The sequence below is a fragment of the Pannonibacter sp. I15F10I1 genome (assembly GCF_900185665.1).
Classification (GTDB): Bacteria; Pseudomonadota; Alphaproteobacteria; order Rhizobiales; family Stappiaceae; genus Pannonibacter; species Pannonibacter indicus.
Genome location: NZ_FYAN01000029.1, coordinates 144,635 through 158,796 on the forward strand (window position 1 = coordinate 144,635; position 14,162 = coordinate 158,796).

At 62.4% G+C, this 14,162-nt stretch carries 12 protein-coding genes; 3 read left to right on the forward strand and 9 right to left on the reverse strand.

The annotated features are described in order from the left end of the window. The first annotated feature begins 286 nt into the window (after window positions 1-286). On the forward strand, window positions 287-2,044 hold the full coding sequence (ggt, locus tag IF10I1_RS21510; RefSeq protein ID WP_186424648.1) for a gamma-glutamyltransferase: 1,758 nt from the start codon (window positions 287-289) through the stop codon (window positions 2,042-2,044). A gap of 80 nt (window positions 2,045-2,124) precedes the next feature. On the opposite strand, the gene IF10I1_RS21515 is transcribed toward ggt, so the two are convergent. From IF10I1_RS21515 to IF10I1_RS21555, 9 genes are all read right to left on the reverse strand, one after another. Beyond that, window positions 2,125-2,757, reverse strand: coding sequence for a CoA transferase subunit B (locus tag IF10I1_RS21515; RefSeq protein ID WP_186424649.1), 633 nt, complete (start codon window positions 2,755-2,757; stop codon window positions 2,125-2,127). 13 nt (window positions 2,758-2,770) lie between these two features. Next, complete coding sequence (locus tag IF10I1_RS21520) at window positions 2,771-3,466, reverse strand: CoA transferase subunit A (RefSeq protein WP_050472070.1); 696 nt, start codon at window positions 3,464-3,466, stop codon at window positions 2,771-2,773. Window positions 3,467-3,682: 216 nt separating this feature from the next. Further along, window positions 3,683-4,831: a GNAT family N-acetyltransferase gene (locus IF10I1_RS21525; RefSeq protein ID WP_186424650.1), complete on the reverse strand. Its 1,149-nt coding sequence runs from the start codon at window positions 4,829-4,831 to the stop codon at window positions 3,683-3,685. 121 nt (window positions 4,832-4,952) lie between these two features. Then, window positions 4,953-5,753, reverse strand: a complete 801-nt coding sequence (locus IF10I1_RS21530; protein ID WP_186424651.1) for a sulfite exporter TauE/SafE family protein — start codon at window positions 5,751-5,753, stop codon at window positions 4,953-4,955. Between the two features lie 99 nt (window positions 5,754-5,852). Further along, window positions 5,853-6,677: an ABC transporter permease gene (locus IF10I1_RS21535; RefSeq protein ID WP_186415271.1), complete on the reverse strand. Its 825-nt coding sequence runs from the start codon at window positions 6,675-6,677 to the stop codon at window positions 5,853-5,855. Next, window positions 6,674-7,600: an ABC transporter permease subunit gene (locus tag IF10I1_RS21540; RefSeq protein ID WP_050472073.1), complete on the reverse strand. Its 927-nt coding sequence runs from the start codon at window positions 7,598-7,600 to the stop codon at window positions 6,674-6,676. The genes IF10I1_RS21535 and IF10I1_RS21540 overlap by 4 nt, the downstream gene beginning before the upstream one ends. A gap of 82 nt (window positions 7,601-7,682) precedes the next feature. After that, on the reverse strand, window positions 7,683-8,840 hold the full coding sequence (locus IF10I1_RS21545; protein ID WP_050472074.1) for an ABC transporter ATP-binding protein: 1,158 nt from the start codon (window positions 8,838-8,840) through the stop codon (window positions 7,683-7,685). 100 nt (window positions 8,841-8,940) lie between these two features. Further along, window positions 8,941-10,029, reverse strand: coding sequence for a polyamine ABC transporter substrate-binding protein (locus IF10I1_RS21550; RefSeq protein ID WP_050472260.1), 1,089 nt, complete (start codon window positions 10,027-10,029; stop codon window positions 8,941-8,943). 204 nt (window positions 10,030-10,233) lie between these two features. Further along, window positions 10,234-11,619 carry a glutamine synthetase family protein gene (locus IF10I1_RS21555; protein ID WP_050472075.1) on the reverse strand — a complete coding sequence of 462 codons (1,386 nt, stop codon included), beginning with the start codon at window positions 11,617-11,619 and terminating at the stop codon, window positions 10,234-10,236. A 160-nt stretch (window positions 11,620-11,779) separates the two neighbouring features. On the opposite strand from IF10I1_RS21555, the gene IF10I1_RS21560 reads away from it, so the two are divergent. Both IF10I1_RS21560 and IF10I1_RS21565 read left to right on the forward strand, forming a co-directional pair. Continuing rightward, window positions 11,780-12,493 (forward strand): GntR family transcriptional regulator, encoded by a 714-nt coding sequence (locus IF10I1_RS21560; RefSeq protein WP_082675845.1) that lies wholly within the window; start codon window positions 11,780-11,782, stop codon window positions 12,491-12,493. A gap of 211 nt (window positions 12,494-12,704) precedes the next feature. Beyond that, complete coding sequence (locus IF10I1_RS21565) at window positions 12,705-14,114, forward strand: glutamine synthetase family protein (RefSeq protein WP_050472261.1); 1,410 nt, start codon at window positions 12,705-12,707, stop codon at window positions 14,112-14,114. Window positions 14,115-14,162: the final 48 nt, after the last annotated feature.

The following is a 14,162-nucleotide window of genomic DNA, read 5'->3' on the forward strand; positions in this document are numbered from 1 at the left end:
GACGGCCTAGAGAAAAATGCGGACCGGCAGGAAACCATGACACGTGCTTATTCACCTAAGTAAATCCCCCCGGAACCAGTGACCGCCTGACATTCCAAGGACAAAACTGCGCCCGGACGCTGCCGCAGCGCGTTAACGCCTTACCCGGCGGCGGGCGGAAATACCGGGTTCCCGGCCCAAAATGATACAGATCAGCAAATACACGGATAGCGGGCAACCGCACCCTTGTAACGATCTTCCCGGACCTCTAGGCTGATGGCACACCCGGGATGGAAAGATCAGGCCCATGCGAACAAGACTCCTCAAAAGTGTGGCATTGGCGCTGTTGCTTGGCATAGGCCCAGGCGCCGCACAGCAGGCCTCCGATACCGTGGCGCCGGAACGGGCGACGGGTACGGCAGCGGCAGCGCGCATCGAGGCAAAGCAATTCATGGTGGCAGCGGCCAATCCGCTGGCCGTGCAGGTCGGCCGGGACGTGCTCGCCTCCGGCGGCAATGCCATCGACGCCATGGTGGCTGTCCAGACGGTGCTGGGACTGGTGGAGCCGCAGAGCTCCGGTCTCGGCGGTGGTGCCTTTCTCGTCTACTTCGATGCGGCAACCGGCCAGCTCACGACCTTTGACGGCCGCGAGACAGCCCCGGCAGAGGCAACCCCGAAGCTCTTTCTCGACGCTGAGGGCCAGCCGCTGAAATTCATGGAGGCGGTCATCGGAGGGCGCTCCGTCGGCACGCCGGGCACCGTGCGGCTGCTGGAAGACGTGCACCGCCAGCACGGGCGTGCAGAGTGGGCCAGCCTGTTGCAGCCGGCCGCAAAGCTGGCAACGGAAGGCTTTGCCGTATCGCCGCGCCTTGCCGTGCTGATTGCAGCAGATGGTGACCGGCTGAAAAGCAATGAGGCGGCGCGCAACTACTTCTTCGACGCCACCGGCGCCCCGCTGCAGGTGGGCGCCATCCTGAAGAACCCGGCCTATGCCGAAACCCTCGATGCCATTGCCAGCGGCGGGGCGGATGCCTTCTACAAGGGTCCCATTGCCGAGGGGATCGTGCAGACCGTGCGCGGGGCGCAAGGCAATCCCGGCGTCCTGTCTTTGAGCGATCTTGCCAATTACCGTATCAGGCAGCGTGACCCGGTCTGCTTCAGCTACCGGGCGCTGGATGTCTGCGGCATGGGGCCTCCGTCTTCAGGGGCCGTGGCCGTCAGCCAGATCCTTGGTACCATCGAAAACTTCGATATCCGGGGCCTTGGACCGCAGAATCCTGAGAGCTGGCGGCTCATCGGTGATGCGCAGCGTCTCGCCTTTGCCGACCGCGAGCGCTATCTCGCCGATCCGGATTTCGTGCCTGCTCCCATCAAGGGACTGATCGCCAAGGATTATCTCGCCAAACGCGCCGCGCTGCTGGATGACGGCAAGTCGCTGCCGGCCGATGCCGTGAAGCCGGGCGAGCCGGAGTGGGACCACGCCTTCAACTATGGCACTGGCGAAGCTCTGGACATGCCTGCGACCAGCCATTTCGTCATCACCGACAGGGACGGCAACACCGTCTCCATGACGACGACCATTGAAAGCGGTTTCGGTTCGCGGCTGATGACAGGCGGCTTCCTGCTCAACAACGAGTTGACAGACTTCTCCTTCAAGACCCATGACGGCAGCCTGCCGGTGGCCAACCGTGTGGAGCCCGGCAAGCGGCCGCGCTCCTCCATGTCGCCCACCATCGTGATGAAGGACGGCAAGCCGCTGCTGGCCATCGGCTCGCCCGGCGGCAGCCAGATCATCGGCTATGTGGCGCAGGCGCTGATTGCCTATATCGATTGGCAGATGCCGGTGGAAGAGATCGTCGCCCAGCCCCACCTCATCAACCGCTTCGGCACCTATGACCTGGAAGCCGGCACGGCAGCCGAACAGTTCGCCGAACCGCTGAAAGCGATGGGGTATGAGGTGAAGCTCAGCGAAATGAACTCGGGCCTGCACGTGATCGAGTTCACACCCGATGGACTGGCCGGCAGTGCCGATCCCCGCCGCGAAGGCACCGCCATGGGCGAGTGACCGCTGAACGTCAGCTGAAAAGACGAAGGGGGCAGCCACCGCTGCCCCCTTTATCTGTTTCCGGTCTGGTGCGGTCCGGCTCAGGCCGCAATCAGCCTGGCTTCTGTAGCAGCCTTGACCTCATCAAGGGTCACGCCGGAGGCCAGCTCCACCAGATGCAGGCCGTCGTCCTTCACGTCAAAGACGCCAAGGTTGGTGATGATGCGGTCAACGCAGGCAACACCGGTCAGCGGCAGGCTGCAGGCCTTGAGCAGCTTGCTTTCGCCAGCCTTGGAGGTGTGGTCCATCAGCACGATGACGCGCTTGACGCCCGCCACCAGATCCATGGCGCCGCCCATGCCCTTGACCATCTTGCCGGGGATCATCCAGTTGGCCAGATCGCCCTTCTCCGACACTTCCATGGCGCCGAGGATCGACAGGTCGATATGGCCGCCGCGGATCATGCCGAAGCTGTCGGCGGAGGAGAAGTAGCTCGTGTGCGGCAGCTCGGTGATCGTCTGCTTGCCGGCATTGATCAGGTCAGCATCGACCTCATCATCCGTGGGGAACGGCCCCATGCCGAGCATGCCGTTTTCCGACTGCAGGGTCACATGCACACCATCGGGAATGTAGTTCGAAACCAGCGTCGGGATGCCGATGCCGAGGTTGACGTAGAAGCCGTCTTCCAGTTCCTGCGCGGCCCTCTGGGCCATTTCTTCGCGAGTCCAGGCCATGTTCCAACTCCCCTCAGGCTGCACGCGTGGTGCGCTTTTCGATGCGCTTTTCAAAAGTGCCGGCGACGATGCGGTCCACGAAGATGCCGGGGGTGTGGATCTGGTCCGGATCCAGTTCACCCACCTCGACGATCTCCTCGACCTCCACCACCGTCTTCCTGCCGGCTGTCGCCATCATCGGATTGAAGTTGCGCGCGGTCTTGCGGTAGATCAGGTTGCCTTCCTTGTCGGCCTTCCAGGCCTTGACGAGGGAAACATCGGCGATGAGGCCGGTTTCCAGAATGTAGGTCTCGCCGTTGAAGTCCTTGTGCTCCTTGCCCTCGGCAATCAGCGTGCCGACGCCGGTCTTGGTGTAGAAGCCGGGGATGCCAGCCCCGCCTGCACGGATGCGCTCGGCCAGCGTGCCCTGCGGGTTGAACTCCAGTTCCAGTTCGCCATTGAGATACTGACGCTCGAAGGTGGCATTCTCGCCCACGTAGGAGGAGATCATCTTGCGGATCTGGCGGGTCTGCAACAGCAGGCCAAGGCCGAAGTCATCCACACCCGCATTGTTGGAAATGGCGGTGATGTCCTTCGTGCCGCTGTCGCGCAGCGCCGTGATGAGATTTTCCGGGATACCGCAGAGGCCGAAACCGCCGGCCATGATGGTCATTCCGTCAAACACAAGCCCCTCGAGGGCGGCCTTTGCGTTCGGGTACACCTTGTTCATCGTTGTCTCCTCAAGTCCGGCCATGGCCCTCAAGCCCTGCCCGGCACAGCATGCGCGCGCTCGCGGCAGTCCTCCCGCAGCCCCGGCCGCACCGGACAGCCCGGTCCGGCCCTCTGGCCAGGTTGCAACGCAACAAGACTAAGATTTTCGGCAGGCGTCAACTGCCAGAAAGGCGGGAACGGCGTTTCAAACGCTTCAGGTAAAAAACTAAACGGTTCACTCTTCAGCCGCGGTCAGGAGCCGGCGCTCCGAACGCAGCCGCCGGGCGATGCGTTTAAGCCGGCGAAGAGCGAGATAGGCGCTGCCTGCCGCGGTGAGCGCCCGTTCAAAAGACAGTGTCTCGACAGGATCGCCGCCGAAGCGCTGCTTGTAGAACTGGACGCCCGCGCCAAAGCACAGTTCGTTGTAGCCGGAGGCTTCCGCCCATTCGATCAGCTTGGCAAAGAGCACAAGCCCCGGCGAGAACCGGTGCCATTTCGCATCCCCCATGGAGATGAGCGTCGCGCTGACCATGCTGTTGTGGCACAGCACGCAGATGGCCCCGGCGATTTCACCGTCCTGTGCCTGCAGGGCAAAGACCTCAACAGGCCCTTCCAGCAGGTCATCATAATAGCGCCCTTGCGAGGCGTCCTGCTCCAGCAGATTGGCCCAGCCCTTTTCCGCAAAGCGCTGCGCCCTCTGGCGGCGCAATTGCCGCAGGAAGGCAGCCTTCTGCGCCACACCATCGGCCTGTACGAAGCTTACACCCTCCGCCTGCAGCTTGCGGTACTTGCCCCGCGCCTCCTTGTAGACCGACCGCTTGCGCCAGCCGCCGGCGCCATAGCCGCCCTCAAGATCCAGAACATATGTCGGCTCGGCTTCCGGCTGGCGCACCACATGAAACAGCGGGTTCGGAAAGCCGCTGATGCGCGGCGGCATCTTGGCAAAGCGGATCAGATCCACATCCTGCAGCGCTTCGTCGATCAAAGGCCAGATCGCCCCACCCTCAAAAGGCTGGAACGGCGCTTCGCTGGCAAGCACGGGAGCGCAAAGATCGGCGAGGTCAAAATCGGGCATGCCGCCAATACGCAGCGGGCCGCGGCGGGTGACCATCAGAGGCACAAGCATCCGGGTACGGCCGGTCGCAGCATCGCGCACTTCCAGAAGGCGCATCCGGGCGCCCGCCGTTGCAGCGACATGGCAGTTGAGCGCATCAAGGACATCCGGCCGCTGGAATGCTGTTGCCACCGCATTGCCTGGCAGCGCGGCCCAGAGACGCCCAAGCAGGGGCCGTGTCACCTCCCGGTGGAGGACGCCGCGAAGGCCGCTTACAGCCTCGACTGCAGCCGAACCCAGAACCTGCGGTTCCGCAGAAACGCTTTCCACCGGAGACTCCTGATACGCAAACACATGAAACAGGCCGGCCCCCTAACAAGGGTCCAAGTGCGCATCAGTCTAACGGGGAAATCTAAAGCAACCCTTCATGCGCAGGGCAGGACGTAGAAGATCAATGACGCCACACCTTCACCGCTGAAATGAGAAGGATGGCGGCCAGGAGCGGGAGAAGGACATAATCAGGAATAATGCCGAGAAGCTGCGCTCCAGCAAATGTGCCCAGGATAGAACCAGCAGCCATGATCAGGACGAATTTTCCGTTCCGCCGTACGACTGAGAAGCTCGCATCCTGACTGTATCTCGAAAAGCCCGCGAGCATTGTCGGCAGGCTGACCGCCAAGGAAAGACTGCCGGCCAGCTTGATATCGGCACCGAAGAGAAGAACAAGTACAGGAATCAGCAGCTCGCCGCCTGCCACCCCGAGCAGTGAAGCAACGATTCCAATCAGGAAACCTGCCAGAATCCCGGCCAGGATCTGCGCTGTTCCGGTCATGAGCGGCTCACCTGCCGCCGCCCCATGGCCGAAAAGAAGAACTACCGCAATCAGGACCAGCATGATGGCGATGACACGGTAGAGCGTTTGCGAGCGCAGGCGTGTAGCCCAGCCCGCTCCGTACCATGCTCCCAGCAAACTGCCTGCCAGCAGGTTCAGCACAATGGACCAGTGGCTCATGACAAGGGAAAGGGGAACCGCTGCGGTGCGGAACGGCAATGCCGATGCCACGACAACAAGGCTGATCGTCTTGTTGAGGATAACGGCCTCCAGGGCTGCAAAACGAAACAGGCCGATGAGCAATGGCAGCCGGAACTCGGCACCGCCAAGCCCGATGAGGCCACCAAGCGCGCCTATTACCGTACCTGCTCCGAATGATGCTGCCGCATTCCGCCGCCCGATGTCTCCCAGCCCGGCCATCGATATGTTCCTTCGGCTATATTGCTCGAAGTTCTATAGGGCGTCTTGCAGGCAGGTTACAAGCGGCCAAAGCGTTGCCTTGGTGATTCAAATGGCAGATCAGCCCCCGGCCGCAATCGCCCGGCGCTGATCGCTCTCGCGTTGCAGTTGGCTACGCCGCGTCAGGATCGATGTGGCGATGACGACGACCGTCACAATGCCCACAAGGATCGTACAGGCCGCGTTGATTTCCGGTGTCACGCCCAGGCGCACCTGCGAATAGATCTTCATCGGCAGCGTCGTCGCGCCGGGGCCTGTCGTAAAGCTGGCGATCACCAGATCATCCAGCGACAGGGTGAAGGCCAGCATCCAGCCGGCAATGACACCCGGCAGGATCAGTGGCAGGGTGATGACGAAGAAGGTGCGCGCCGGCGGGCAGCCGAGATCCTGCGCGGCTTCCTCCAGCGAACGGTCAAAGCCGACAAGGCGCGACTGCACCACCACCGCCACATAGCAGGCGGCGAACGTGGTGTGGGCCAGCATGATCGTCCAGAAGCCCCGCGCCTGATCGATGGCCACGAAGAGCAGCAGCAGCGACAGGCCGAGGATGACTTCCGGCATCACCAGCGGGGCGAAGATCATGCCAGAGAACAGGGTGCGGCCCGGGAACCGGCCGAAGCGCACCAGAACCAGGGCTGCCAGCGTGCCGATAATGGTGGCCAGGGTGGCGGAGAGGAAGGCCACCCGCAGGGTGACGCCAGCTGCCTCCAGAAGCTGCTGATTGTTCATCAGCTCCACGTACCACTTGGTCGAAAACCCGCCCCACACGGTCACAAGGCGCGACTCGTTGAAGGAAAAGACCACCAGAATGACGATCGGCAGGTAGAGGAAGGAGAACCCCAGAACCAGCGACGTGACGTTGAACCAGGAGGGACCGTTTTTCATGCCGCCTTCTCCGATGCCTTCTGCTGCTGCCGCTGGAACAGCACGATGGGAATGACCAGAATGAGCAGCAGCACCACCGCCACCGCGGAGGAAACCGGCCAGTCACGGTTGTTGAAGAACTCCAGCCACAGGGTCTTGCCGATCATCAGCGTCTGCGATCCGCCGAGAAGATCGGGGATGACGAACTCACCGACGGCAGGAATGAACACCAGGAAACAGCCGGCAATGACACCGGGGATCGACAGCGGGAAGGTGATCGTCCAGAAAGCCTTCCACGGCGGACAGCCCAGATCCTGCGCCGCCTCGAGCAGGCTCTCGTCCAGCTTTTCAAGGCTGGCATAAAGCGGCAGGACGAGGAACGGCAGATAGGAATAGACGATGCCGATATAGACGGCCGTATTGGTGTTCAGGATCGACAGAGGCTGGTCAATGACGCCGACCCACAGCAGCAGCTGATTGAGCAGGCCTTCATTCTTCAGAATGCCGATCCAGGCGTAGACGCGGATCAGGAACGAGGTCCAGAACGGCAGAATGACCAGCATCAGCAGGGTCGGCCGCCAGGATTTCGGGCTGCGGGCCATGCCATAGGCGATCGGGTAGCCCACCAGCAGCGTGATGAAGGTGGAAACCGCAGCAATGGTGACGCTCGACAGATAGGAGCGCCAGTAAAGATCATCCTCGATCAGCCAGACATAGTTTTCGAAGCTGAGTTCGGAGAAGGCTTCCTTGAAGCCGTCCCAGCCGGCCGACCAGTCGAACACCGGCGCATAGGGCGGGATCGAGACCGCGACATGCGACAGCGAGATCTTGAAGACAATGAAGAAGGGAACGAGGAAGAACAGCATCAGCCAGGCATAGGGAATGCTGATGACCAGCCATTTCCCCAGCTTGCCCTTGAGTTTCTCAAGACCGGTTTCTTCCATCGTCCCCGTCCCTTCCAAGAAGCCGCCTGCAGAGGGTTGCAGGATCTGCGGCGCGTGACGCCCGGCACCCCGTGCGTCAGCCTCAGTTTGTGAGGATCACCCCTGCGTCCCGTCCCCAGGACAGGACCACCTTGTCATCCCAGCCGATCGGCCGTTCGACGAGACGGGTGCGGTTGGTCACGGTCGAGCGCATGGTCATGCCCTCTCCGGCGCGCGAATGGTAGACGGACATGTCGCCCAGATAGGCGATGTCCCAGACCTCCGCACCCACCTTGTTGACCGCGCCCGGCTCCTGCGTGCCGTGCTCGATGGTGATCTTTTCGGGACGGACCGCATACCAGACCGTCTCCCCGACAGCGGCGCTGGTGTCCTGCAGCGTATCGATGAGGAAGCCGCCATGATCTCCGCTCACCGACAGCTTCGTTCCGCCTTCGCCGCGCTCGGCAACAGTGGCCTCGATCAGATTGATGTCGCCGATGAAATCGGCCACGAAGCGGCTGTTCGGCGTTTCATAGATCTCGGCCGGTGTTGCCACCTGAATGATCTCGCCCGCATCCATGACGGCGATACGGTCAGCCATGGTCATGGCCTCTTCCTGATCATGCGTGACGACCAGGAAGGTCATCTTCAGCTCCTCCTGAAGAGCCATCAGCTCGAACTGGGTTTCCTCGCGCAACTTGCGGTCCAGTGCGCCCAGCGGCTCGTCCAGCAGCAGCACCTTGGGCCGCTTGGCGAGTGAGCGGGCCAGAGCCACGCGCTGGCGCTGGCCGCCGGAGAGCTGGTGCGGCTTGCGCTTGCCGAATTTCTCCAGCTTGGTCAGGCGCAGCATTTCGGCCACGCGCGCCTCGATGTCCGCCTTGGCCATGCCGTCCTGCTTCAGGCCGAAGGCGATATTGGCCTCGACGCTCATATGCGGGAACAACGCATAGGACTGGAACATCATGTTGACGGGGCGGCGGTAGGGCGGCACGCCGGACAGGTTCTGGCCATCCAGCAGGATCTCGCCCTCGGTCGGCGTTTCGAAGCCGGCCAGCATGCGCATCATCGTCGTCTTGCCGCAGCCCGAACCACCGAGCAGGGCGAAGAACTCGCGCTCATAGATCTTGAGGCTGAGGTTATCGACGGCGGTAAAATCACCGAAGCGCTTGGTGACATTTCGGAATTCGATGAAAGGGACCGACTGGGGATTTTCCCAGGGTGCAAAGGACCGCCGTACCGGTCCGATCGGTTTCTTGGCCAAATTCCACCCCCAACGCTACCGGAAAATGTCCGGCGTCCCACCCCTTGGGATGCCTGATCAGAAGCCCGGCGCAGCCAAGGCTGCGCCGGACCAGAGCCTGTCAGCGGCCGCTCTTGACCTTGGTCCAGACGCGGTTCTGAATGCGGCTGATCTGCGCATTCTTGGTCGACACGGTGTAGAGCTTCTGGATCGTCTCTTCATCCGGGTAGATCGCGGTGTCTTCGTAGACATCCTTGTTCAGCAGCGGCTTACTGTCCTTGTTGCCATTGGCATAGAACACGTAGTTGGACGCCTTGGCGATCACCTCAGGCCGCATGATGTAGTTCAGGAACTCGTGCGCCTCGGCGACGTTCTTGGCATCCGAGGGGATCGCCATGTTGTCGAACCACATCAGCGCACCTTCCTTCGGGATGGAGTACTCGACGGTGACGCCGTTGTTGGCTTCTGCCGCACGGTCACGCGCCTGCAGGATGTCGCCCGACCAGCCGATCGCCATGCAGGCATCGCCATTGGCGAGCGCGTTGATATACTCCGACGAATGGAACTTGGTGATATAGGGCTTGATCGTCGCAAGCAGTTCGCCGGCCTTTTCAATGTCCTCGGCGCTGTCGCTGTCCGGATTGAGACCCAGATAGTTCAGGGCAGCGGGGATCATTTCTTCAGGCGTATCGAGCATGAAGATGCCGCAATCAGCGAACTTGGAGATCACTTCCGGCTTGAACACCATCTCCCAGCTGCCGGTCGGAGCGTCCGGCATGCGTTCCTTGATCTTGTCGACGTTGTAGCCGATGCCGGTGGTGCCCCACATGTAGTTGATGGCGTATTCGTTGCCCGGGTCATATTTGGTCAGGCGCTCGGAAATTTCCGGCCACATGTGCACGAGGTTCGGCAGCTTCGACTTGTCGAGCTTCTGGAACACGCCGGCCTGGATCTGACGGCCGAGGAAGGTGCCCGTCGGCACCACGATGTCGTAGCCGGTGCCGCCTGCCAGCAGCTTGGTCTCAAGCGTCTCGTTGCTGTCAAAGACGTCATAGACCACGCGGATGCCGGTTTCCTGGGTGAAGTCGGCCAGGATCGATTCGTCGATATAATCCGACCAGTTATAGACATTCACCACGCGCTGCTGGGCTGCTGCAGAGCCCGCCACAAGCGCGGCGGCCGCGACACCCGAAAGAATGGCCTTCAACATCTGTTCCGTCTCCACTGATTGCAGCGGGCCTGCGCCCGGTTTTCTCACATAGCCGCCGTGCCGGAGGCGAGGCCGCGACCGGCCAGCGTCTATGCCATTGCCATTGAGACTAGAAGCGAAATCTCAAAGGCTCAACAGCTTGATAGGTCCCGGACGATCATTTTTGCGGCACACTTCCGCCTTCCCTTTCAGCACGGTTGCACGTCACAAATATGTCTGCCGCTCCAGGCTGGAAATCTCGCGGCCAAAGGCGTTGAGTTCCTCGCGCTTGATATCCGTCAGGACCTTGTGCATGTGGTGGCCCACTGCCTCCTTCATCCGGGCGGAGGCTTCAAAGGCGTCGATCGCCTCGTCCATCCACGGCGTCAGGCGCTTGTAGCCTTTTTCATAGGCATTGCCCTCGACCGGCGGGGGCGGCATGACACCGGCACTGATGCCGTCCAGCATGCCGGAAATGACGCCGGTCAGCACCAGATAGGGGTTGGCATCGGCGCCCGCGATCCGGTGTTCGATGCGGGAGGCCGCCGGCTTGCTGGCCGGAACGCGCAGGGCCACCGAGCGGTTGTCATAGCCCCAGCAGATCGATGTCGGCGCATAGGAGCCCGGCTGCATGCGGCGGAAGCCGTTGAAGGTCGAAATGTAAAGCAGCAGCGACTGGGGCATGGTGTCGAGCAGCCCGGCGATGGCGTGCTGGAGGCGCGTCTCCCCTTCCACAGGGTCGGCAAAGATATTGCCCAGTTCGTTCTCCAGCGACACGTGCACATGCATGCCGTTGCCGGGCCAGTCCACGAAGGGCTTGGCCATGAAGGAGGCCTTGAGATTGTGCTTGCGGGCAACGCCCGCCACGAGGCGGCGCAGCAGCACCGCGTCATCTGCGGCCATCAGCGCATCGCGCCGGTGATGCAGGTTGAGCTCGAACTGGCCAGGAGCCGCTTCAGACACGGCCGCATCGGCCGGAATGTCCTGCATTTCCGCCCCGCGCCGGATTTCATCCACCAGCGTCATCAGCGATTCAAGATCCGACAGGGCATACATGTTCTGCCGGGCCGGGCCGAGATGGGTGGCGAAGACCGGCTTGGGCGGGCCGCTCCAGTCGCCTTCGCTTTCCTCGAAGAGATAGAATTCCAGCTCGAAGGCCGCCGTTGCCGACAGGCCGTGACTGGCGAGCTTGCCGTTCATCCGGTCCAGCACGTGGCGCGGATCAATGAGGAAGGGTTTGCCCTCCCGGTCATACATGTGCATCAGCACCTGCGCCGTCTTGCGGGCGGCCCAGGGCACCAGCGTCAGCGTGCGGGCAATCGGCCAGCACACGCCGTCCATATCGCCCGTCTCGATGTGAAGGCCGGTCTCCTCCACCTCACGCCCCCAGACGTCAACGCCAAACAGCGCGAAGGGCAGCGCAACGCCTTCCTCGAACACCTTGCGGATCGCCGTGCCGGGCAGCCACTTGCCGCGCAGCACGCCGTTGGTGTCCGGCAGGATCACCTCGAAAGTGTCGATGTCCGGATGCTCAGCCAGAAAGCGCTCCAGCACCTCCTCCCAACCCTCATCCTCCGGGCGCACCCAGGTCTGGCGGGGAATCGTATGCATGATGGCTCTCCTTCCGGCGTCAGCGGTGTCCGTCCGGCCTTGTGGCCCGCAGTTGCACCGTGAGGCAAATTGTGATCACGTTGCAGGAAGGCTGTCAAGCGCATCTGCCCAAGCGGCAAGCATGCCTGCCAGAAATGCAAGATCGAAAGGATCAGCCACAGTGGCAAAGACCGGAGCTTCGAACGAGCCCCCGCCAGCGGGTGCGGCAGCACAACGCCCCCAGGAAAAGGGCCAGGAAAAAAGCGCAGAGCGTGGTGTGGCGCGCGGCCATGTGGACCGCAGCATCCGCCACGCCTTGATCACGGGCCGCTTCATCCCCGGCAAGGCCGTGACCTTGCGCGGCCTTGCCGCCGAACTGGGCGTCAGCCCCATGCCGGTGCGCGAGGTGATCCAGCGGCTGGCTGCCGAAAACGCCCTGTCGATTCGCGCCAGCGGCCGGGTGCAGGTGCCGGACATGACACCCGAGCGCTTTGACGAGATCCTGCGCGCCCGCCTGCTGCTGGAGCCGGAACTGGCCCGCCGCGCCCTTCCCGCCCTCGGCAAGGCCGATGCAAAGGAGCTTGAAGACATCGACAACCGCATGGATGTCAGCATCGCCAGCGGCGACGCGGAAGGCTACATGCGGCTCAACCATGCCTTCCACTTCCGCATCTATTCCGCCGCCCGCTCCACGGTACTGCTGCCGCTGGTGGAGAGCCTGTGGCTGCAGTTCGCCCCCTTCATGCGCACCGTCTATGGCCGTCTTGGAACGGCAGTTCTGGTGGACCATCACAAGGAGGCCATAGCCGCCATCCGCCAGCGCAACGGCGAGGCGCTCGCCGCCGCCATTTCCGCCGACATCCAGGACGGAATGGACTTCATCGAACAGGCCTGAGGACCGGCTGAACAGCCGGGCGCACAGAAAACAGTTGACCGGGCGCATTTTGTGATCACAAAATCAGGACAACTGGACGGACGAGGATGCAGCTCATCAACCGGCAAGAGGAACCGGGAAACTGCATCTGCTTGACGGAACGCCATCCGGGCGCAAGATGCCTGCGCCCGGCGTTGCAATGCGGCATGCGCCAATCCGGGCTGACACCGATATGCAGGAGCCCAGCGTGAGCAAGAAGAAGAAAGCCCAGCCCGTGACGAGCCCGCGCGGCGTGGCAGATATGGCGGCGGCCCAGACCTGGCTTGCCGAGCGTGGCATCGAAGACATCGAATGCATTGCCCCGGACCTTGCCGGCGTTGCCCGCGGCAAGATGATGCCGACGGAGAAGTTCCTCTCCGGCCCGGTCATGACCATGCCGTCCTCGATCTTCGCCCAGACGATTTCCGGCGACTATCCGGAGGATGACGACCGCTTCCAGCACAATCCGATCGACGGCGACCTCTATTTCCGTCCCGACTATTCGACGCTGACCACCGTTCCGTGGGAAACCGACCCGACGGCGCAGCTGATCCATGACGCCTATACCCGTGACGGCATTCCGGTAGAGACGGCCCCGCGCAACGTGCTCAAGCGCGTGCTCGGCCTTTATGAGGAAAAGGGCTGGCAGCCGGTGATCGCGCCGGAAATCGAGTTCTATCTGGTGCGGCCCAACACCGATCCCGATTATCCGCTGGAGCCGCCGACCGGCCGCTCGGGCCGCCCGGAGGCAGGCCGCCAGTCCTATTCCATCTCGGCGCTGAACGAGTTCGACGATCTCATCGACGATATCTATGACCTGTCCGAAAAGCAGGGGCTGGAGATCGACACGCTGATCCACGAGGAAGGTGCGGCGCAGATGGAGATCAACCTGCGTCACGGCCATCCGCTGGAGCTGGCCGATCAGGTGTTCCTGTTCAAGCGCACCATCCGCGAAGCAGCGCTGCGGCATGACATGTATGCCACCTTCATGGCCAAGCCCATGTCGAACCAGCCGGGCTCGGCCATGCACATCCACCAGTCTCTGACGGACATGGAAACCGGCCGCAACATCTTCTCCAACGAGGATGGCGAGGCGACACGCGAGTTCCTGTCCTTCATTGCCGGCCACCAGCAGTACCTGCCGAACGTCACCTGCCTGATGGCCCCTTACGTGAACTCCTACCGCCGCTTCTCCCGCAACACGGCGGCGCCGGTCAACGTTTACTGGGGCTATGACAACCGCACGGTCGGCCTGCGTGTGCCCTATTCCAAGCCCGATGCCCGCCGCCTTGAAAACCGGGTGCCCGGCTCGGACGCCAATCCTTATCTTGCCATCGCCGCTTCGCTCGCCTGCGGCTATCTCGGCATCGAGGGCAGGCTGCAGCCGGACGAGCCGCGCATGTCCGATGCCAGCAACATCCAGCATTCCCTGCCGCGCGGCCTGATCGAGGCCGTGGCGCTGTTCGAGGAATGCGAGGAACTGACCGAGGTCTTCGGCGAGAAGTTCGTCGCCACCTACCGGGCGATCAAGCAGGAAGAGTTCGAAACCTTCATGTCCGTGATCAGCCCCTGGGAGCGGGAATACCTCCTGCTCAATGTCTGAAATCCCGCCGGGCAAGGGCGCAACTCCAGCCCCTGCCCGGCCTTAACG